This window comes from Lysobacter antibioticus HS124, assembly GCF_000336385.2.
Taxonomy (GTDB): Bacteria; Pseudomonadota; Gammaproteobacteria; order Xanthomonadales; family Xanthomonadaceae; genus Lysobacter; species Lysobacter firmicutimachus.
The window spans coordinates 55,231-75,091 of the sequence record NZ_HG424481.1; the positions used below are offsets into that span (position 1 = coordinate 55,231).

Sequence of the window (19,861 nt, forward strand, 5' to 3'; positions counted from 1 at the left end):
CGTCCAAAATCAGGTTAATGGGGCTCCACTGAAACCTACAGTGACATAGGTCGGCCTTCGCGGAAAGCACTGAAATCTCAGGGAATCCAGGCCGGTCTTTTAGATCGAGACAACGGTTTTCCAGGCGCTGGTGAGCGTATGAGAGTGGTCTTGTCGGCTCCAACGAAAAAAAAGCCGCCCACCGGACAGGTGGGCGGCTTTCGGGGCGCAGACCGCTGCGGAGGCCGGATTATTGGGCCGGCGCAGCGCCCGCCGGGGCGGTCAGGCCGCGACGCTCCAGCAGCGGCTGGATCTTCGGCTCGTGGCCGGAGAAGTCGCGGAACAGCTGCAGCGCGTCCTTGCTGCCGCCGCGCGAGAGCAGCGTGGCGCGGAAGCGGTCGCCGTTCTCGCGGGTCAGGCCGCCGTGCTGCTTGATCCACTCCACCGTGTTGGCGTCCAGCACTTCCGACCAGATGTAGGCGTAGTAGCCGGCCGCGTAGCCGCCCATGATGTGGCTGAAGTACGGGGTGCGGTAACGCGGCGGCACCGGCGCGTAGGCGATGCCGTCCTTCTTCAGCGCCGCGGCTTCGAACGCCATCACGTCCTTGGCCGCCGGCACCTGCGAAGCGTCGGAGAGTTGGTGCCAGTTCTGGTCGAGCATCGCCGCGCCGAGGTATTCGGTGGTGGTGAAGCCCTGGTTGAACTTGGACGCCGCCAGCACCTTGTCCAGCAACTCCTTCGGCATCGGCTCGCCGGTCTGGTAGTGCTTGGCGTAGTTGGCCAGCACCGACGGCCAGTCGGCCCACATCTCGTTGACCTGCGAGGGGAACTCGACGAAGTCGCGCGGCACGCTGGTGCCGGAGAAGTAGGGGTACTTCACGTTCGAGAACATGCCGTGCAGGGCATGGCCGAACTCGTGGAACATGGTGGTGACCTCGTCCCAGGTCATCAGCGTCGGCTTGCCGGCCGGCGGCTTGGGGATGTTGAGGTGGTTGGCCACGACCGGCAGGGTGCCGAACAGCTCCGACTGCTCGACGTAGGAGTTCATCCACGCGCCGCCGCGCTTGGAATCGCGCGCGTACATGTCGGCGATGAAGATCGCCAGCTGCTTGCCGTCGGCGTCGTACACGTCGTAAACGCTGGTGTCGGCGTGGTACAGCGGCAGGTCGGTGCGCTGCTTGAACTTCAGACCGTACAACTGGCCGGCGGCGTAGAACACGCCGTTCTCGAGCACGTTCTTCATTTCGAAGTAGGGCTTGAGCTGGGCCTCGTCGAAGGCGAACTTCTCCTTGCGCACCTTCTCGGCGTAGAAGGCCCAGTCCCACGGCTCGAGCTTGAAGCTCTTCTCGCCCTTGGCGGCCTGTTCCTTGTCGATCATCGCCTGCAGATCGGCGGCCTCGCGCTGGGCGTTGGCGACCGCGGCCGGGGCCAGCTGGCCGAGCATCTTGTTGACCGCGTCGGCGTTCTTGGCGGTCTCGTCCTCGAGCACGTAGGCGGCGTAGTTCGGGTAGCCCATCATCTTGGCGCGTTCGGTGCGCAGGGTGACGACCTTGGAGACGATGGCGGTGTTGTCGTACTTGTTGCCGCGGCTGCCGCGCGCGACCGAAGCCTTGTGCAGCTTCTCGCGCAGAGCGCGGTTGGTCAGGTCGGTTTCCGGCGGCTGGCCGGTGGTGTTGAGCAGGGTCAGCAGGTACTTGCCTTCCAGCTTGCGCGCCTTGGCCGCTTCGGCCGCGGCGGCGATGCGTTCGTCGGACAGGCCGTCGAGTTCGGCCTTGCTGTCGACCACGATCGCCGAGTCCTTCACTTCCTCGAGCACGTTCTCGCTGAACTTGGCGCCGAGTTCGGCCAGCTCGGAATTGATCGCCTTCAGGCGCGCCTTCTGCGGCTCGCTGAGGGTGGCGCCGCCGCGCACGAAGTCGGTGTAGTAGCGTTCGACCAGGCGCACGCCTTCGGCGTCCAGGCCCAGCGATTCGCGCTGGCCGTACAGGGTCTTGATGCGTTCGAACAGCTTCGGGTTCAGCGCGATCGCGTCGCGGTGCGCGGACAGCTTGGGCGCGTAATCCTGCTGCAGCTTCTGCCGGGCCGGGTTGGTGTCGGTGCCGACCAGGTTGAAGAAGGTCGCGGTGGCGCGGCTGAGGATGCGGCCGGAGCGCTCCATCGCCAGGATGGTGTTGTCGAAGGTCGGCGCCTGCGGATTGTCGGCGATCGCCTGGATTTCCTTGAGCTGCTCGGCCATACCGCGATCGAAGGCCGGCGCGAAGTCGGTGTCCTTGATCTTGTCGAACTGCGGGAACTGCAGCGGCAGCGGGCTTTCCTGGAAGAACGGATTGGCGTGCGATTGGGCGTCGTTTTTCACGGCTTGGGCGGCGGGAGTCTGGGCCTGGGCATTGTGGGCCAGACCGGGAACGGTGGCGACCAGGGCCACGGCCAGCGCCAGGGCGAGGGGATGCTTCATCGTACGAAACCTCGTCAATAGGAGGCCGAAAGCCTAACCGATGGGGGGCGGGCGGACCCATGACGAAAGGCATGGGCCGGCGGGCCGGCGCGTCCGGGACCATCGCGGGAGCCGGCGCCGGGCGGGGGCTGGCACCGACGCGCCGCATGGACGACCCGCTACAGGAGCCCGCATGTCCGCCATCGACGTCCCGTCCGTCGCGCCGCCGAGCGCGGCGCGCTTCGTGCCGATGCTGCACGTCGCCAGCGTGATGCGCGCGGCGCGGTTCTACGCCGCGTTCGACTTCGCGATCGGCGAGGTCCATCGCGAACCGTCCTGCGACGATCCGGACCGCGACGAGCCGGTCTGGGCCTGGCTGGGCAGCGCGGCCGGCGCCGAACTGATGCTGGTGCGGGCCGATGCGCCGGTGGACGCCTCCGCCCAGGGCGTGCTGTTCTATGTCTACTGCGACGACGTCGCGGCGATGCGCGAGCGCACGCTCGCGGCCGGCATCGATGCCGGCGAAATCGCTTATCCGTTCTACCGCCCGCGCGGCGAATTCCGGGTCCAGGATCCGGACGGCTACGTGCTGATGGTCACCCATCAGGACTGAGCCGCGCGTGGCAACGGCCGAATCCCACTTCATGGAGCTGCACCGATGATCCGAACGCTTTCCCCGTCCGCCGTTGCGCCGCGTCGCGGTCGTACCCGGTTAGCCCTCGCGCTGTGCCTGATCGGCGGTTTCGGCGGCAACGCGCTGGCCGCCGAGACCGTGCGCTACCTGGCCCTGGTCGACGGCGGCAAGCAGGCCGGCCAGCAGGTAGTGACCCGCGCCGACGACGGCACCACCACGGTCGATTTCGTGTTCAAGGACAACGGCCGCGGCCCCGAGCTCAAGGAAACCTACACCCTGGCCGAGGACGGCACCTACCGCAGCTACAAGGTGACCGGCCTGGAAACCTTCGGCGCCAAGGTCGACGAGAGCTTCCGCCGAGACGGCGACAAGGCGGTATGGAAATCGACGTCCGACTCGGGCGAGATGCAGGTCCAGGGCACCGGGCTGTATTCGCCGCTGGGCGGCACCCCGGCCGGCTATTCGGTGGCGTTGCAGGCGCTGGCCAAGCGCAAGGACGGCAGCCTGCCGCTGCTGCCCAACGGCAGCCTGAGCCTGCGCAAGCTCGACGAGGCCGAGGTCAGCCGCGACGGACGCAGCCAGAAAGTGGAGCTGTACGCGGTCAACGGCGCCGGCTTCTCGCCGGACTTCGTCTGGGCCACCAGCGGCGCGCAGCCGCGCCTGTTCGCCTCGATCTACCCCGGCTTCCTGCAGTTGATCGAGGACGGCTGGCAGGGCAACGCCGCGGCGCTGGAGGCGCGGCAGAAGGCCGCCGAGGGCAAGTTGCTGGTCGACCTGCGCAAGCAACTGGGCATGCCGCTGCGCGGTTCCAGCGTGATCCGCAACGTGCGCGTGTTCGACAGCGAACACGCGCGCCTGGGCGAGGCCACCGACGTGGTGATCGCCGACGGCAAGATCGTCTCGATCGGCAAGGCCGCCGACCAGGCCAAGTACGACCGGGTCATCGACGGCGCCGGCCGCAGCCTGCTGCCGGGCCTGTTCGACATGCACGGCCACGTGTCGCGCTGGGACGGCGGGCTCAACATCGCCGCCGGTGTGACCACCGTGCGCGACATGGGCAACGACAACGCGTCCCTGCAGCAGATCATCGGCGAGATCCGCGACGGGGCGCTGATGTCGCCGAACGTGGTCCCGGCCGGCTTCATCGAGGGCGAGAGCAACTACTCCGCGCGCAACGGCTTCGTGATCAAGAACCTGGACGAAGCCAAGAAGGCGGTGGACTGGTACGCCGCGCACGGCTATCCGCAGATCAAGATCTACAACTCGTTCCCGAAGGATGCGCTGCGCGACACCGTGGCCTATGCGCACGGCAAGGGGCTGCGCGTCAGCGGCCACGTGCCGGCGTTCATGCGCGCCCAGGACGTCGCCGACCAGGGCTTCGACGAGATCCAGCACATCAACCAGCTGATGCTGAACTTCTTCGTCGACGACAAGACCGACACCCGTACCCTGCAGCGCTTCTACCTGGTCGCCGACAAGACCGCGGCGCTGGACCTGGACTCCAAGCCGGTGCAGGACTTCATCGCCATGCTGGCGAAGAAGCAGATCGCGATCGATCCGACCCTGGCCACGTTCGAGTTCCTGCACCAGCGCAACGGCGAGTTGTGGCCGGGCTTCGCCGAAGTCGCCGAGCACCTGCCGCCGGACGTGCAGCGCGCGCGCCGCGCCGCCGAGCTGGACATTCCCGACGACGCCACCGCGGCGCGCTACCGCCAGTCCTACGACAAGCTGGTCGAGTTCGTCGGCCGCGCCTACCAGGCCGGCGTGCCGCTGCTGGCCGGCACCGACGAGGTGCCCGGCTTCACCCTGCAGCACGAACTGGCCCTGTACGTGCGCGCCGGGCTGACCCCGGCCCAGGCGCTGCAGGTGGCGACTTGGAATGCGGCCAAGGTCGCGCGGGTACTCGACGACCGCGGCTCGATCGCCCCGGGCAAGCGCGCCGACCTGCTGCTGGTCGACGGCGACCCGACCCGCAACATCGGCGATATCCGGAAGATCGCCCTGGTCGTGCAGGGCGACACCGGCTACTACCCCAGCGAGATCTACAAGGCCCTGGGCGTGCGCGCCTTCGCCGAGCCGGCCAAGATCTCCCACTGACGCCGCCCGCGAACGCCCCGCGTTCGCGCGCGTCGCCGAACATGCCCCGGTCGTCAGCGACCGGGGCATCGTTTTTTCCGGCGCCGTGCACGCCCATTGCGCGTCGCGCTTCGCAGTTTTTCCGTGCCTGCGTTGCAAGCCGCCGCGATGTGGCCGCTGCCGCGATCCGCGTGCGTATGTACGGCAGAACCGCGGCGCAGGAGCGCTGCGGCGATTTCGTCGCCGCTGACGCAGTGCGCGGCATCCACGATGCGAGGAGGCAACCATGCACGGAAACGGTATCGCAGACGGCGTTTCGCGCAGGCAGTTCCTGATCGGCTCGGCGCTCGGCGCCGGCGCCCTGGCGCTGCCGCGCTGGGCGCGCACCCAACCCAAGCCGAAGTACCTGCGCCGCAACCTGGCCAAGCCGGGTTTTCCGCTGCGCGTGCTGGCCAGCTACGAGAAGGCGATCAAGGCCATGCTCGCGCTGCCGCCGACCGATCCGCGCAATTGGTACCGCAACGCTTTCATCCACACCCTGGATTGCCCGCACGGCAACTGGTGGTTCGTGGTCTGGCACCGCGGCTACATCGGCTGGTTCGAGCGCATCTGCCGCGATCTTAGCGGCGACGCCGAATTCGCCCTGCCGTACTGGGACTGGACCGCCGAGCCGCGGGTGCCGGCCTCGTTCTACGACGGCCTGTTGAATCCGGCGCATCCGGACTACATCGCCAGCTACGAGCGCTTCTACGATCTGTTCGAGGGGCCGATGAACGATTTCTGGAGCGGCATGAGCGCCGGCCAGATCGCCGAACAGAAGTATCGCCATTACACCTCGATGGCCGACGTGTGGGCGCAGGTCAAGGGCAATCCGATGTTCTTCGACCCGGCCAACGCGCGCGCGCTGACCAAGGCCCACCCGGACTTCGACCCGCAGACCCAGGATGCGGTGTCGATGAGCAAGCTCGAGGAGTCCTTGGCGCCGATCGACTTCGTCGATTTCGGCAGCGACCAGGCCTTGCAGCACAGCCAGATGGTCGGCTTCGCCACCCTGGAGCAGTTCCCGCACAACCAGGTGCACAACGACACCGGCGGTTTCATGGGCGACTTCCTGTCGCCGGTGGACCCGGTGTTCTTCGCCCACCACGCCAACATCGACCGGATCTGGGACGTGTGGACGCGCAAGCAGCAGGCGCAGGGCGGGCCGACCCTGCCCACCGGGGCGGACCTGACGGCCTGGTCGAAAGAACCGTTCCTGTTCTACATCGACGAGAAGGGCCAGCCGGTCGCGCGCAACACCGCCGGCGACTACGCGACCATCGGCGATTTCGACTACGGCTACGAGCCCGGTTCCGGCGAAGAGGTGGTCAAGGCCGCGCGAGTGCGCAGCAGCAATACCGAAGTGGCCGCCAAGATCGAGCCCAGCATGCTGACTCCGGACCAGGACGCGACCGCATCGGTGAAACTGCCGCCGGCGTTGCGCGCGGCCGCGTTGCGCGACGGCCGCGCCGCGCCGGTGTACGTGCGCGTCTACCTGCGCCCGGACGACACCAAGGCGATGCGCTACAAAGTGCTGCTGAACGCGCCGGAAGGGCGTACCGACTACGGCCCGGGCAGCCCGTACTATGCCGGCACGCTGGAGTTTTTCGGCCGTCATCGCGGCCACGGCGAGGCGGTCGCCTTCACCGTGCCGATCAGCGCCAATCTGCGCGGCCTGGCCGAGGCCGACGCGCTGGACGCGCAGGAGCCGTTGCGGGTCCAGGTGGTGGCCGAGCCGCGCGAGGACGCCGGTGCCGCGGCGCCATTGAAGGCGCGGCTGGAAAAGCTCAGCATCGGTCAGTTCTGAGCGGCGGCGCAGTCGCTCGGCGACGGACGCGGACGGCGAGGCGGGCGCAACGATGGCGATGCGGCGGTTGCGGGGATGGCGGGCGTGGGCGGCGGCGGGCGGGCTCGCTTGCGCCGTCCTCGTCGCTGTGTTCGCCGCTGCCGCCACGCCGCCGCCTCTGCGCGAGTTGGCCGTGCCGCCCCGGCCGGCGGGCGCCGCGCGACTGCTGCTGGTGGTCGAGTACCGACCCCTGCAGCCCGGGGAAACCCTGGAAGTGCGCGACGCCGACGGCACCGTGCTCGGGCGGCTGGTTCCGTACGGACGCGCCGAGGCCGAACGCCGCCTGCGTTATCGATTGAGGGTGCCGGCGGCGAGCGTCGGTGGGGCCTCGCTGCGGTTCCGGTTCTGCCGGGTGCCGCCCAAGACCGCGACCGAGCCGGCGCGGCCGCCGGCGCAGCGGGGCCTGGACCCGGCTGCGCTGCCGGCCCATCTGGAATGGCGTCCCTGAACCGACCCGATGGTAATGGGCTTTGGAGCACCAGCTCTTTTAATGATTTGGTAACATTCCCCGGTCAATGAGTCGCCCAGGGGCGCGGGCAGGTCCGCGTCACGGCCGTCAAGGGACGGTCCGATCGCCGAACGCCGCGCGCGCATTCCCGTTGAGGAGCCGCGGCGGTCTTCCCCCCGAACTGGCGCCGCCGCGGCGCCGCGTCCACGAGAAATCCGACCATGCCCCAGCACCTTCGTGCGCTTCGTCGTCATGCCCCGCGCGCCGGCGTCCTCGCCGCCGCCATCGGCCTGAGCCTGGCTTCCGCCGCCGCCTTCGCCCAGGACACCGCGCCCGCCGCGCCGGCCGAAGGCGAAGCCAAGACCCTCGATGCGCTGATGGTGACCGCGCAGCGCAAGGTCGAACGCGCCAAGGACGTGCCGGTCGCGCTGACCACGGTCGACCGCGAGAAGCTGCACGTGCTCGGCTCCGGCGGCGGCGACATCCGCTTCCTGTCGGGCCGCCTGCCCAGCCTCAACATCGAATCCTCGTTCGGCCGCGCCTTCCCGCGCTTCTACATCCGCGGCCTGGGCAACACCGACTTCGATCTCAACGCCTCCCAGCCGGTGTCGCTGGTGTACGACGACATCGTCCTGGAGAACCCGCTGCTGAAGGGCTTCCCGGTGTTCGACCTGGAGAACGTCGAACTGCTGCGCGGCCCGCAGGGCACCCTGTTCGGCCGCAATACCCCGGCCGGCGTGGTCAAGTTCGAATCGGCCAAGCCGACCCGCGAGCTGGAAGGCTACGGCCAGATCTCCTACGGCACCTACGGCACCACCAACTTCGAAGGCGCGATCAGCGGCCCGCTCGGCGCCAACTGGTCCGGCCGCGCCTCGGGCATGTACCAGCGCCGCGGCGACTGGGTCGACAACACCAATCCGAACGCGCGCAGCAACCGCGAGCTGGAAGGCTACGACGAGTCGGCGCTGCGCCTGCAGCTGCAGTACGACGGCAGCGACACCTTCGATGCGCTGTTCAACGTCCACGCGCGCCACCTCAAGGGCACCGCGCGCCTGTTCCGGGCGATGCTGTTCAAGCCGGGCAGCAACGACCTGGTCGACGGCTTCGACGTCGACAAGGTCGGCATCGACGGCCGCAACTTCCAGAAGCTGGACACCTTCGGCGCCAGCGCGCGCCTGAGCTGGGACCTGTCCAACGACCTGACCCTGTACTCGATCACCGGCTACGAGTCGGCCGACTCGCTCAGCCGCGGCGACATCGACGGCGGCATCGGCGCCGAGTTCCTGCCCGGCGGCAGCACCCCGCGCGGCATTCCGTTCACCGCCGAATCGGCCGACGGCCTGCCGGACCACCGCCAGTGGACCCAGGAATTCCGCCTGGAGTCGAACTACGCCGGCCCGTTCAACTGGCAGGCGGGCCTGTTCTACTTCGACGAAGACATCACCGTCGACAGCCTGAACTACGACACCCTCGGCGGCGGCGCGCAGGCCGGCCATGCGCAGCAGAAGCAGCGCAACAAGGCCTGGGCCGCGTTCGGCTCGGTCGAGTACGCGGTGACCGATCGCTTCAAGCTGCGCGGCGGCCTGCGCTACACCCAGGACGAGAAGGATTTCAGCGCCAGCGTGCTGCAGAGCGCGCCGTTCGGCGCGCCGGTGTCGGGCCCGTTCAAGGTCAACACCGACGTCGACGACGTCAGCTGGGACGTCAGCGGCGTGTTCCAGGCCACCGACGACATCAACCTGTACGCGCGCGTCGCCAAGGGCTTCCGCGCGCCGAGCATCCAGGGCCGCCTGCTGTTCCAGGTGCCGCCGAGCCCGTCGGTGGCCGACGCGGAGAAGGTGATCTCCTACGAAGCCGGCCTCAAGGCCGACCTGTGGGACAAGCGCGCCCGCCTGGGCGTGGCGCTGTTCCGCTACACCGTCGACAACCAGCAGCTCAACGCCGTCGGCGGCGCGCTCAACCAGACCATCCTGGTCAATGCCGACAAGACCGTCGGCCAGGGCTTCGAAGTCGACCTCGACGCCTACCTGACCGACAACCTCATGGTCACCTTCGGCGCCAGCTACAACGACACCGAGATCCAGGACGGCAACCTGTTCGTCGCCCCCTGCGGCGGCGGCTGCACCGTGACCGATCCGCTGGTGGTGCGCAACGGCCAGACCCTGGCGGCGATCGACGGCAATCCGCTGCCGCAGGCGCCGAAGTGGGTCTACAACCTGACCGCGCGCTACACCCTGCCGCTGGCCAACGGCAACGAGTTCTACGTCTACACCGACTGGGCCTATCGCAGCGAAGTGAACTTCTTCCTGTATGAGTCCAAGGAGTTCCGCGGCAAGTCGCTGACCGAAGGCGGCCTGCGCGTGGGCTACATGTGGGACGGCGGCCGTTACGACCTGGCCCTGTACGGCCGCAACATCCTCGACGAAGTGCGCGCCGTCGGCGGCATCGACTTCAACAACCTGGTCGGTTTCGTCAACGACCCGCGCATCGTCGGCGTGGAGTTCAAGGCTTCGTTCTGAGCCGAGGCGCGGGCTGAGCCCCCCAAAAAAAGAACGGCCCGCTTCGGCGGGCCGTTTTTTTTGGGCTGGGATTCGGGATTCGGGATTGGGGATTCGGGATTGGGGATTCGGGATTGGGGATTCGGGATTCGGGATTGGGGATTGGCTAAGTGAAAGCGGGATTTGATCTCGATCTCCAATCGCACTTGCCTTTTCGCCCGTGAAAAAGGGGGAGGGGGATTGGTTTTTTTGCTTTCGCGCGCTCTGCCCGGACAACGTCATCCCGACGCGCTATGGTGGGCCATCCCCACGGCCGCGAGCCCGCCATGACCACCGCCTACGACTTCTCCGCCAACGACATCGACGGCCAGACCCAGTCGCTGGACCGTTACCGCGACAAGGTCCTGCTGATCGTCAACGTCGCCTCCAAATGCGGCTTCACCCCGCAGTACACCGGCCTGGAAAAACTGCAGCGCGAGTACCATGCCCGCGGCTTCGAAGTGCTCGGCTTCCCCTGCGACCAGTTCGGCCACCAGGAGCCCGGCGACGAGGCCGAGATCAAGAACTTCTGCTCGCTGACCTACGACGTGACCTTCCCGATGTACGCCAAGATCGACGTCAACGGCGACGCCGCACACCCCTTGTGGAAATGGCTGAAGGACGAGAAGGGCGGCTTCCTCGGCATCGATGCGATCAAGTGGAACTTCACCAAGTTCCTGGTCGGCCGCGACGGCAAGGTGATCAAGCGCTACGCGCCGACCGACAAGCCCGAGTCGATCGCGGCGGACATCGAGAAGGCCCTGGCCTGACGCGGGGCCGCTCGCGGACATGCCGCCGGGTGCGTGGTGGTTGGCGCCGATCGCCTATGCGCTGACCGTGGCGGCCGCCGCCGCGCTGCAGCGGCGCGAGTTCGCCCGCGCGCCGGGCAAGGCGCGCCGCTACCGCGCCTTGCCGTGGCCGTACAAACGCGCCGGCTGGGGCGGGGTGGCGCCGTTGTTCGCCGCCGCCTGGGCTGCGCCGCTGTTGTTCGCGCCCGCATGGTGGGCGTCGGCGGCCTTCGGCGCGATGGGGGCGTGCGCGCTCGCCACGCTCGACATCGCCTGTGTGCGTTGGGATCGCCGGAACGGACTGTAAGCCGGGCGCTCTTGCGGCCGCGAACCGTCGGTTCGGTAACCGTCTCTTCGACGATCGGACGCGAACCGCGGCCGCGAGGTCGGTCCGGATCGCGCGCTCAGTCGCGCCGGCCGGTAGACGGCAGCAAGCCGCGCAGTTCCCGGGCCAGCGCGTCGATCTTCTCCGGCGAGTAACCTCGCTGTTGATGAGTCAACCGCCCTTGCGCGTCGATCAGGAACACCTGCGGCACCGCGCGCACGCCGTAATGGCGCGCCACCGTGCCCGGGTCGTGGACGAATTCGAAGTCCAGGCCGGGGTTGAGCCGGACGAAGGCATCGAAGTCCTGGCGCGATTCGGCGTGGTTGATCGCGACCACGGCCAAACGTTCGCGGCCGAAGCCGCGGTGCAGCGCCGCCAACAGCGGCAGTTCGCTGCGGCATTGCCCGCACCAGCCGGCCCAGAACACCACCAGCAGGGCCCGGCCGCGATACTGACCGACCTGCAGCGAGCGGCCGTTGCGGTCCAGGCCCAGCCATTCCGGTGGGGCCTGACCGATCCGCAAGGCGGTACGGGGGGGCGGTGCAGCGGAAACCGGCGGCGGGGTCAGCGGCGCGCCGGCGAGTTCGGCGGCACAGGCGGCGCCGGACAGGCCGAGCAACAGGGCGGCGAGCGCGCCACGCCGCCGGCGTCGCGCGCCGGCCGCGTCGGGCCGCGTGACCGATGCGGGAATCACTTCTCGACGAAGGCGCGTTCGAACACGTACTGGCCCGGCGTGCCGATCCGCGGTGCGGCGACGAAGCCGCGGCGGTCGAGGATTTCGCGGAAGTCGGCCAGCATCTGCGGGCTGCCGCAGATCATCGCCCGATCATGCTCGGCGTCCAGCGCCGGCAGGCCGAGCTGCTGCATCATCCGGCCGCTGTCCATCATGTCGGTCAGGCGGCCGCGCTGGTCGCGGCCGTCGAACACGAAAGCCTCGCGGCTGACTGCCGGGTAGTACTTCAACTTGGCGGCGATCTGCTCGCCGAGGAACTCGTGGCGCGGCAGCTCGTTGACGATGTAGTCGCGGTACGCCAAGTCCTGTTCGCTGCGCACGCCGTGGCACAGCACCACGTTCTCGAAGCGGTCGTAGGTTTCCGGGTCCTTGATCACCGACAGCCACGGCGCGAAACCGGTGCCGGTGCCGAGCAAGTACAGGTTGCGGCCGGGGTGCAGGTCGTGGATCAGCAAGGTGCCGGTCGGCTTGCGTCCGATCAGCACGCTGTCGCCGGGCCGGATCGACTTCAGGCGCGAGGTCAGCGGGCCGTTGGGCACCTTGATGCTGAAGAACTCGAGCTGTTCTTCCCAGTTCGCGCTGGCGATCGAGTACGCGCGCAGCAGCGGCTTGAACGAGCCGTCCGCCTGCTCGACTTGCAGACCGATCATGACGAACTGGCCGTTCTCGAAACGGAAGCCGTCGTCGCGGGTGGTGGTGAAGCTGAAGTAGTCGTCGGTCCAGTGACGGACGTCCAGCACCGTCTCGGTGCCAAAAGCGGAGGACATGCCGGTGAGGTCGGGTGGCGCGGGGCGGCCATTGTAGCCGATGGATGAGAGCGGTTCTTATCTGGGGCAGGGGATAGCGGCCGGGCGACAGGACGCGGCAAAGTCCCGGACCGCTTTGCGCCATCGCCGGTCCGGTCCGTCATTCGCCGGTGCCTGCCCGCGTCCCTTTCCGGCCGCAAAAATCCAGCCCTGTCAATGGGTTTCGTCTTCACGCCGGCATTGCCACAATCGTCCCGTCCCCCGCCCGGCGGGGCCAGCCGATTGGAAACGATGCAAGACAAGAACGCGCAGTCCGCACAGGTCGCCAAGAAGATCGCCCTGCTCATCGCCGCCGAAATCAACGCCCAGCCCGCCCAGGCCCAGGCCGCGATCGGCCTGCTCGACGAAGGCGCCACCGTGCCCTTCATCGCCCGCTACCGCAAGGAAGTGACCGGTGGGCTCGACGACACCCAACTGCGCGATCTGGAAAGCCGGCTGCGCTATCTGCGCGAGTTGGAAGACCGTCGCGCCGCGGTGCTGGAGAGCATCGCCGAGCAGGGCAAGCTCAGCGACGAACTGCGCGCCGACATCGAGGCCGCCGACAGCAAGGCGCGGCTGGAAGACCTGTATCTGCCGTACAAGCCCAAGCGCCGGACCAAGGCCCAGATCGCCCGCGAGGCCGGCCTGGAACCGCTGGCCGACGCACTGCTCGCCGATCCCATGCTCAAGCCGGAGGAGTGCGCTGCCGGATTCGTCGACGCGGACAAGCAGGTCGCCGACGTCAAGGCGGCGCTGGACGGTGCGCGCGCGATCCTGATGGAGCGCTGGGGCGAAGACGCCAAGCTGGTCGGCGAACTGCGTACCTGGCTGACCGAAGTCGGGGTGATCCGCGCCCGCGTCGCCGAGGGCAAGGAGAACGAAGGCGCCAAGTACCGCGACTACTTCGACCACGCCGAACCGCTGGCCAAGATTCCTTCGCACCGCCTGCTGGCGCTGTTCCGCGCGCGCCGCGAAGAGGTGCTGTTCCTCGACCTCGACCCAGGCAGCGACGCCGAGGCCGGGCATCAGCAGGGCGAAGCGCGGGTCGCGCTCAACGCCGGCATCCGCGACCAGGGCCGTCCGGCCGATCGCTGGCTGCTCGACTGCTGCCGCCTGACCTGGCGCGCCAAGCTGCACCTGCACCTGATGTTGGACCTGTTCGGCCAGGCGCGCGAGAAGGCCGAGGCCGAGGCCATCGATGTGTTCGGCGACAACCTCAAGGACCTGTTGCTGGCCGCGCCGGCCGGTCCGCGCGCGACCCTGGGCCTGGACCCGGGCCTGCGCACCGGGGTCAAGGTCGCGGTGGTCGACGCCACCGGCAAGCTGGTCGCCACCGACACCATCTACCCGCACGAACCGCGCCGGCAGTGGGATCAGTCGCTGCACGCGCTGCGCGCGTTGTGCGCCAAGCACCAGGTCGAGCTGATCGCGATCGGCAACGGCACCGCTTCGCGCGAGACCGACAAGCTCGCCGGCGACCTGATCAAGCTTGCGCCCGAACTCAAGCTGACCAAGGTCGTGGTCAGCGAAGCCGGCGCTTCGGTGTACTCGGCCTCCGAGTTCGCCGCCAAGGAGTTCCCCAACCTCGACGTCAGCCTGCGCGGCGCGGTGTCGATCGCACGGCGCCTGCAGGACCCGCTCGCCGAACTGGTCAAGATCGAGCCCAAGGCGATCGGCGTCGGCCAGTATCAGCACGACGTCGACCAGTACCGCCTGGCGCGCGCGCTCGACGCCAAGGTCGAGGACTGCGTGAACGCGGTCGGCGTCTACGTGAACACCGCTTCGGCGGCGCTGCTGGCGCGCGTGTCCGGGCTGTCCTCGACGGTGGCCGAGAACATCGTCCGCCACCGCGACGAGAACGGCCCGTTCGCGTCGCGCAAGGCCCTGCTCAAGGTGCCGCGCCTGGGCGAGAAGACTTTCGAACAATGCGCCGGATTTCTGCGCATCGTCGGCGGCGAGGAGCCGTTGGATGCGTCGGCGGTGCACCCGGAGGCCTATCCGGTGGTCGAGCGCATCGTCAAGCAATGCGGCCGCGAGGTGAAGCAGTTGCTCGGCGATCCGCAGTTCGTGCGCAGCCTCAAGCCGGAGTCGTACACCGACGAGAAGTTCGGCGTGCCGACCGTGCGCGACATCCTCAAGGAAATGGAGAAACCCGGTCGCGACCCGCGCCCGGAGTTCAAGGCGGCCAAGTTCGCCGACGGCGTGGAGGAGCTCAAGGACCTGCAGGTCGGCATGATCCTGGAAGGCGTGATCAGCAACGTCGCCGCGTTCGGCGCCTTCGTCGACATCGGCGTGCACCAGGACGGCCTGATCCACATCTCGGCCTTGTCGGACAAGTACGTCAAGGACCCGCGCGACGTGGTCAAGGCCGGCGACGTGGTCAAGGTGCGGGTGTTGGAAGTCGACATCGCGCGCAAGCGCATCGCCCTGACCCGTCGTCTGGACGACCCGCTGCCGGCGGCGCCGCGTGCGCCGGGCGAGCGCAGCGAGCGTCCCGAGCGCAACGCCGGCCGCGGCCACGACCGCGGCGGCCGGCGCGACAATCATGCGCGCGGCGGATCGTTCTCGCCGCCGGGCAAGGCCGCCGCCGCGCCGCTGGGCGGCGCCCTGGCCGACGCTTTCGCGCGGGCCAAGCAGAAGAGCTGACGTGGCGGCGCGGCCCTCGCCCCGGGCACGTGGCCCTCATCCCAACCCCTCTCCCGCAAGCGCGAGAGGGGCTATCCATTGCCGCGGCGAGACGAGTTTGCGCCTGGGGGTAGGAGCGGCGCGAGCCGCGACCAAGGGACGCGCATAACTCCCAGGGCCTTAGAAAACGATCGAAGCCGGCAACCAGCGCCCGTAGGGGCGGCGTCCCACGGGATTTCCTGCGGTCGCCGGCCGCGACCGCGGTAGCGGTGAAGTACCACGCCTGCCGCCGGCGCCGCGCGGCTGCCGTCGCCGTACAACACGGCGTCGCTTCCCGACTGCCCGGGCTTCGCCGTTGCGCTTGTGTACGTCGCTGCGGTTGTCGCGGCTCGCGCCGCTCCTACAAAAGCCTGGGCCCGCCGCTCACTTCGCCGCCGGCGGGTCCAACCGCAGCAGCTTGCCGTCGGTTTCGTCGGTCAGCACGAACACCTTGCCGTCGGACGACACGCGCACGTCGCGGATGCGCCAGTCCAGTTCTTTCAGCAAGCGCTCCTCGGCGACGATCTTGTCGCCGTCCAGGCTCAGCCGGATCAGACTGCCGTCGGCCAGCGCGCCCAGGAACAGGCTGTCGTTCCAAGGCGACTGCGGTTGATTCACGTAGAACGCCATGCCCGACAAGGCCGGCGATTTTTCCCAGACGTGGTAGGGCGATTCCATGCCCGGCTTTTCCTTGCCTTCGGCTTCGGAAATCTTCAGCCCGCTATAGTCGATGCCGTGGGTGACGATAGGCCAGCCGTAGTTCTTGCCGGCCTGCGGCAGATTGATTTCGTCGCCGCCGCGCGGACCGTGCTCGGCTTCCCACACGGTACCGGTGCGTGGGTCGACCGCCAGCGACTGCATATTGCGATGGCCGTAGCTCCAGATCTCCGCACGCGCGCCGTCGCGGCCGACGAAGGGGTTGTCGGCGGGCACGCTGCCGTCGGCGTTGATCCGCACCAGCTTGCCCTGCAGTTTGTCCAGTTCCTGCGAGGCCATGCGTTGCTGGCGCTCGCCCTGGCTGACGAACAAATGCCCTTGCCGATCGAAGGCCAGGCGCGAACCGAAGTGGTTCGGCCCTTCGAGCTTGGGCTGCTGGCGATAGATCGTTTTGACCTCGCTCAATGCGGCATCGCCGAGCGTGGCCGAGGCCACCGCCGTGCCGGCGCTGCCGTCCGGGCCCGGCTCGGCGTAGCTGAGATAAATGCGTCGGCTGCTGGCGAAATCCGGCGCCAGGATCACATCCAGCAGACCGCCCTGTCCCTGCGCCCAGACTTGCGGTACGCCGGCGATCGGCGCGGAAATCGCGCCGTCGGCGCCGACCCGGCGCAGGCGGCCGGGCCGCTCGGTGACCAGGAAGCCGCCGTCGGGCAGCAGCGCGACGGCCCAGGGGTGCTCCAGACCGGTGGCGACTTCGACTACCCGCACGGTGCCGCGCTCGCTTGCGACGTCGTGCGCGATCTGCTGCTTCGGCGCCGGTTGCGCGGTCGCCGCGGCGGCGTCCTGGCCGCGCTGGCAGGCGGCCAGGGCGGCGATCAGGGCCAGGCCGAGGACGGCGCGGCGGAACATCGGCTCGGGTCGGACGGCGGTCATGCATGGCTCCCGGTTTTCAAGCGGATCGTGGATTCGGATCTTTCGATCGGATCGGCTGCGGCGGCGTCGCGACGGCTCAGCGATAACCGGCCGCCTGCAATTCGAACAATTCGGCGTAGCGCCCGCCCTGGGCGAGCAGCTCGGCATGCGTGCCGCTGGCCTCCAGGCGGCCCTCGGCCAGCACCAGGATACGGTCGGCCATGCGCACGCTGGAGAACCGGTGCGAGATCAACACCGCGGTGCGTTGCGCCGACAGTTCCTTGAAACGCTGGAATACCTCGAACTCGGCGCGCGCGTCCAGTGCCGCGGTCGGTTCGTCCAGGATCATGACTTGGGCGTCGCGCATGTAGGCACGGGCGATGGCGATCTTCTGCCATTGTCCGCCCGACAGGTCGACCCCGGTTTTGAAGCGGCGCCCGATCACTTGGTCGTAGCCGCGCGGCAGCGATTCGATCACTTCGTCGGCGAGCGCGCGCCGCGCCGCATCGCGGATCCGCGCCCGGTCGTGCATGGCGTCGATCTGGCCGACGCCGATGTTCTCGCCGGCGGTGAGGTGATAACGGACGAAATCCTGGAACACCACGCCGACGTTGGCGCGCAACTCATCCAGGTCGTACTCGCGCAGGTCGCGGCCGTCGAGCAGGATGCGGCCTTCGTCGGGGTCGTACAGTCGCGCCAGCAGCTTGACCAGGGTGGTCTTGCCGGCGCCGTTCTCGCCGACCAGCGCCAGCACTTCGCCGGCGCGCAGTTCGAAGTTCAGCCCGCGCAGGGCCCAGCGTTCGGCATCGGGATAACGGAAGCCGACGTTCTCGAACGCGAAGCCGTGCCGGATCGGCCGCGGCACCGGCCGCGGCAACGCCGGCGACACGATTTCGGGCTTGATTTCGAAGAACGAGAACAGATCGTCCAGATACAGGGCCTGGCCGGCGACTTGCGAGAAGCCGACCAGCAGTCCTTCCAGCAACTGGCGCAGGCGCAGGAAGCTGCCGGCGAGGAAGGTCAGGTCGCCGATGCTGAAATCGCCGCGCACCGTGCGCCAGGCGATGTAGCCGTAGGCGACGTAGTAGCCCAGCGTACCCAAGGCGGCCAGCAGCGTGCCCCAGAATGCGCGCCGACGGGCCAGGGCGCGGCTGGCGCGGTAGAACTTCTCCGCCAGCGCGCGATAGCGCGCGATCAGGAACCGGTGCAGGTTGAAGATCTTCACTTCCTTCGCCGTCTCGACGCTGGCGCCCATCTGGCGCACGTACTCGAGCTGGCGGCGCTCCGGGGTCCAGGCGTAATTGAGCGAATAGCTCAGCGCGTTGAAATGGGCTTCGCCGACGAAGGCCGGCACCAGGGCGATGGCGAGCAGGGCGATCAGCCAAGGCGCATACACCAGCAGACCGATCGCGAACGCGACCACGGTGATGCTGTCCTGCACCTGGCCGAACAACTGGCTCATCAGGTTCATCCGGCCCATGGTCTGGCGGCGGGCGCGATCGAGCTTGTCCTGCAGTTCGGGGTCTTCGAAATCCTCCAGATCCAAGGTCGCCGCGTGCTCCATCAGGCGCACGCTGGTGGCGTTGGTGAACAGTTCCGACAGCAGCGCGTCGCCATAGCTGACCAGGCGGCCGAGCAGGTCGGAGGCGACCGCGAGCCCGAACTCCAGCGCCAGCAACGCGAGCAAGGTGTCGAGCTGGCCGCCGTGCCAGGCGGCGGCCAGCGAATCCACGTCCGGCCCCGCCGCGACCAGGCGCACGGCTTCGTCGATGATCAGCTTGCCGACGTACAGCGTGGCGATCGGCAGCAAGGCCCGTATCAGCCGCAGGCTCAGCGTCATCAGGGTCAGGCCCGGACTGGTGCTCCAGATCTGGCGCAGGAACGGCGGCAAGTTGCGCAGGGCGTCGAAACGTTCGCGCAGGCTGGGCTTGCCGTCGCCGGAACGGGGCGGAACGCGGGATTCGCTGGCGGCTGAATTCATGTCGCGATTGTGCCGCGAACGGCGGACGCTCGCGTGCACGCGCGGGGAAGGGCGGGTCGATGCGGCGAACAGTGAGCGCGCGCACGTCCCGCCGCCGGGGCGTGCTGCACTGCGGCTACCCTTGTCCGGACACAGCGGCTAACGTGGGCCGGTCGCGCCCAGGCTGGCGCAAGTGCACCGGCGCGGACTCCGGCGAGTTCCGCCCGCGCCACGACGACAGGGAGTGTCCGCATGCCGATCCGCCCGCTGCTGCCCAGTCCGGTCCTTTTCGACGTGGAACGCCGATTGCGGTCGTCGCCCATCGATGGCGCGACGGGCCTGACGGGTCTTCTGCTTTAAGCCGCTTCGTCCTTTCGTCGCGCGTGCGCAGCCCGCGCGCGGCGTGCGTCGTCTCCGGCCCGGCCGGACAGGCTGTGCAAGCCTCGCTACCTCAACGAAAGATCCACCATCCGAAAAGGAGAGTTCGAATGAAGATCAAGCTGTTCGCCGTGGCCGTGGCCGCGTTCGGTTTCGCCTTCGGCGCCACCGCGTCCTCGCGCGACATCATCGTCTGCGCCGGCGGCGTGTACTGCGACCAGGAAGTCCGTCAGCCCTGCCTGGACGGCGGCGGCAGCCCGTCGATGTGCGATGTGTTCTGGCGCTCCTGCGTGCTCGACGCTTGCCCGCAGTAAGCCGCACCGCGGCCCGCCTCCGTGAGGGGGCGGGCCGTCGCGCCGGCGGCTTACAGCGTCGCGGCGAGCTGGTAGATCGGCAGGTACGGCGCGACCAGCGCCGCCGCCAGTCCGGCGAGCCAGGCGCCGATGCCGAACAGGCAGGCCGCCAGGTCGCGCCGCCGCGGGGCTCAGGACCCAGACCGCAGCGGTCAGCAGCGGCAGCAGGCACAGGGCCCAGGGGCCATCTAGCAGCCGGGTCGGCCAGGGCAGGCCGGCGCCGAGGGACGCGTGGACCGGTGCGAACTGCGGCGCCGCCGACAGCGCAAACAGCCCGCACAGCAGGCGAACCAGCGCGCCCAGTGCCGCCACG

At 68.6% G+C, this 19,861-nt stretch carries 14 protein-coding genes; 9 read left to right on the forward strand and 5 right to left on the reverse strand.

Annotation, left to right across the window (positions count from 1 at the left end; translation table 11 throughout):
- Window positions 1-229: 229 nt before the first annotated feature.
- Window positions 230-2,434 carry a M3 family metallopeptidase gene (locus TX83_RS08575; protein ID WP_064747539.1) on the reverse strand — a complete coding sequence of 735 codons (2,205 nt, stop codon included), beginning with the start codon at window positions 2,432-2,434 and terminating at the stop codon, window positions 230-232.
- A gap of 172 nt (window positions 2,435-2,606) precedes the next feature.
- Here TX83_RS08575 and TX83_RS08580 point away from each other — a divergent pair, with 172 nt between their 5' ends.
- The 7 genes from TX83_RS08580 to TX83_RS08610 all read left to right on the forward strand — a co-directional run bounded on the left by TX83_RS08580 (window position 2,607) and on the right by TX83_RS08610 (window position 11,088).
- Complete coding sequence (locus TX83_RS08580) at window positions 2,607-3,026, forward strand: VOC family protein (protein ID WP_064747540.1); 420 nt, start codon at window positions 2,607-2,609, stop codon at window positions 3,024-3,026.
- Between the two features lie 45 nt (window positions 3,027-3,071).
- Window positions 3,072-5,144, forward strand: a complete 2,073-nt coding sequence (locus TX83_RS08585) for an amidohydrolase family protein (RefSeq protein ID WP_064747541.1) — start codon at window positions 3,072-3,074, stop codon at window positions 5,142-5,144.
- A gap of 265 nt (window positions 5,145-5,409) precedes the next feature.
- On the forward strand, window positions 5,410-6,969 hold the full coding sequence (locus TX83_RS08590) for a tyrosinase family protein (RefSeq protein WP_064747542.1): 1,560 nt from the start codon (window positions 5,410-5,412) through the stop codon (window positions 6,967-6,969).
- 172 nt (window positions 6,970-7,141) lie between these two features.
- Window positions 7,142-7,456 carry a hypothetical protein gene (locus TX83_RS08595; RefSeq protein ID WP_141233424.1) on the forward strand — a complete coding sequence of 105 codons (315 nt, stop codon included), beginning with the start codon at window positions 7,142-7,144 and terminating at the stop codon, window positions 7,454-7,456.
- Between the two features lie 221 nt (window positions 7,457-7,677).
- On the forward strand, window positions 7,678-9,975 hold the full coding sequence (locus tag TX83_RS08600; RefSeq protein WP_064747544.1) for a TonB-dependent receptor: 2,298 nt from the start codon (window positions 7,678-7,680) through the stop codon (window positions 9,973-9,975).
- 305 nt (window positions 9,976-10,280) lie between these two features.
- Window positions 10,281-10,763 carry a glutathione peroxidase gene (locus tag TX83_RS08605; protein WP_064747580.1) on the forward strand — a complete coding sequence of 161 codons (483 nt, stop codon included), beginning with the start codon at window positions 10,281-10,283 and terminating at the stop codon, window positions 10,761-10,763.
- Between the two features lie 19 nt (window positions 10,764-10,782).
- Entirely contained in the window at window positions 10,783-11,088 is a 306-nt protein-coding gene (locus tag TX83_RS08610; protein ID WP_141233425.1) for a hypothetical protein, read from the forward strand.
- A gap of 97 nt (window positions 11,089-11,185) precedes the next feature.
- Here the strand turns inward: TX83_RS08610 and TX83_RS08615 are convergent, their stop codons facing one another.
- Together TX83_RS08615 and TX83_RS08620 are read right to left on the reverse strand one after the other, a co-directional pair.
- Window positions 11,186-11,725, reverse strand: coding sequence for a TlpA family protein disulfide reductase (locus TX83_RS08615; protein ID WP_222423740.1), 540 nt, complete (start codon window positions 11,723-11,725; stop codon window positions 11,186-11,188).
- A 71-nt stretch (window positions 11,726-11,796) separates the two neighbouring features.
- On the reverse strand, window positions 11,797-12,606 hold the full coding sequence (locus TX83_RS08620; RefSeq protein WP_064747547.1) for a ferredoxin--NADP reductase: 810 nt from the start codon (window positions 12,604-12,606) through the stop codon (window positions 11,797-11,799).
- Window positions 12,607-12,876: 270 nt separating this feature from the next.
- On the opposite strand from TX83_RS08620, the gene TX83_RS08625 reads away from it, so the two are divergent.
- Window positions 12,877-15,270 carry a Tex family protein gene (locus TX83_RS08625; protein ID WP_064747581.1) on the forward strand — a complete coding sequence of 798 codons (2,394 nt, stop codon included), beginning with the start codon at window positions 12,877-12,879 and terminating at the stop codon, window positions 15,268-15,270.
- A 402-nt stretch (window positions 15,271-15,672) separates the two neighbouring features.
- Here the strand turns inward: TX83_RS08625 and TX83_RS08630 are convergent, their stop codons facing one another.
- The gene (locus tag TX83_RS08630) at window positions 15,673-16,878 is read right to left on the reverse strand and encodes a PQQ-dependent sugar dehydrogenase (RefSeq protein ID WP_261370071.1); all 1,206 of its coding nucleotides are present in this window, start codon (window positions 16,876-16,878) and stop codon (window positions 15,673-15,675) included.
- 76 nt (window positions 16,879-16,954) lie between these two features.
- The gene (locus TX83_RS08635; protein ID WP_064747548.1) at window positions 16,955-18,838 is read right to left on the reverse strand and encodes an ABC transporter ATP-binding protein; all 1,884 of its coding nucleotides are present in this window, start codon (window positions 18,836-18,838) and stop codon (window positions 16,955-16,957) included.
- 467 nt (window positions 18,839-19,305) lie between these two features.
- On the opposite strand from TX83_RS08635, the gene TX83_RS08640 reads away from it, so the two are divergent.
- Window positions 19,306-19,509, forward strand: coding sequence for a hypothetical protein (locus TX83_RS08640; RefSeq protein ID WP_064747549.1), 204 nt, complete (start codon window positions 19,306-19,308; stop codon window positions 19,507-19,509).
- Window positions 19,510-19,861: the final 352 nt, after the last annotated feature.

What these genes read in the sequence shown, in the direction of transcription:
- TX83_RS08575 (WP_064747539.1), bottom strand. Translation starts at nt 2,434, where the DNA reads ATGAAGCATCCCCTCGCCCTGGCGCTGGCCGTGGCCCTGGTCGCCACC.
- TX83_RS08580 (WP_064747540.1), top strand. Translation starts at nt 2,607, where the DNA reads ATGTCCGCCATCGACGTCCCGTCCGTCGCGCCGCCGAGCGCGGCGCGC.
- TX83_RS08585 (WP_064747541.1), top strand. Translation starts at nt 3,072, where the DNA reads ATGATCCGAACGCTTTCCCCGTCCGCCGTTGCGCCGCGTCGCGGTCGT.
- TX83_RS08590 (WP_064747542.1), top strand. Translation starts at nt 5,410, where the DNA reads ATGCACGGAAACGGTATCGCAGACGGCGTTTCGCGCAGGCAGTTCCTG.
- TX83_RS08600 (WP_064747544.1), top strand. Translation starts at nt 7,678, where the DNA reads ATGCCCCAGCACCTTCGTGCGCTTCGTCGTCATGCCCCGCGCGCCGGC.
- TX83_RS08605 (WP_064747580.1), top strand. Translation starts at nt 10,281, where the DNA reads ATGACCACCGCCTACGACTTCTCCGCCAACGACATCGACGGCCAGACC.
- TX83_RS08610 (WP_141233425.1), top strand. Translation starts at nt 10,783, where the DNA reads ATGCCGCCGGGTGCGTGGTGGTTGGCGCCGATCGCCTATGCGCTGACC.
- TX83_RS08620 (WP_064747547.1), bottom strand. Translation starts at nt 12,606, where the DNA reads ATGTCCTCCGCTTTTGGCACCGAGACGGTGCTGGACGTCCGTCACTGG.
- TX83_RS08625 (WP_064747581.1), top strand. Translation starts at nt 12,877, where the DNA reads ATGCAAGACAAGAACGCGCAGTCCGCACAGGTCGCCAAGAAGATCGCC.
- TX83_RS08630 (WP_261370071.1), bottom strand. Translation starts at nt 16,878, where the DNA reads ATGACCGCCGTCCGACCCGAGCCGATGTTCCGCCGCGCCGTCCTCGGC.
- TX83_RS08635 (WP_064747548.1), bottom strand. Translation starts at nt 18,838, where the DNA reads ATGAATTCAGCCGCCAGCGAATCCCGCGTTCCGCCCCGTTCCGGCGAC.
- TX83_RS08640 (WP_064747549.1), top strand. Translation starts at nt 19,306, where the DNA reads ATGAAGATCAAGCTGTTCGCCGTGGCCGTGGCCGCGTTCGGTTTCGCC.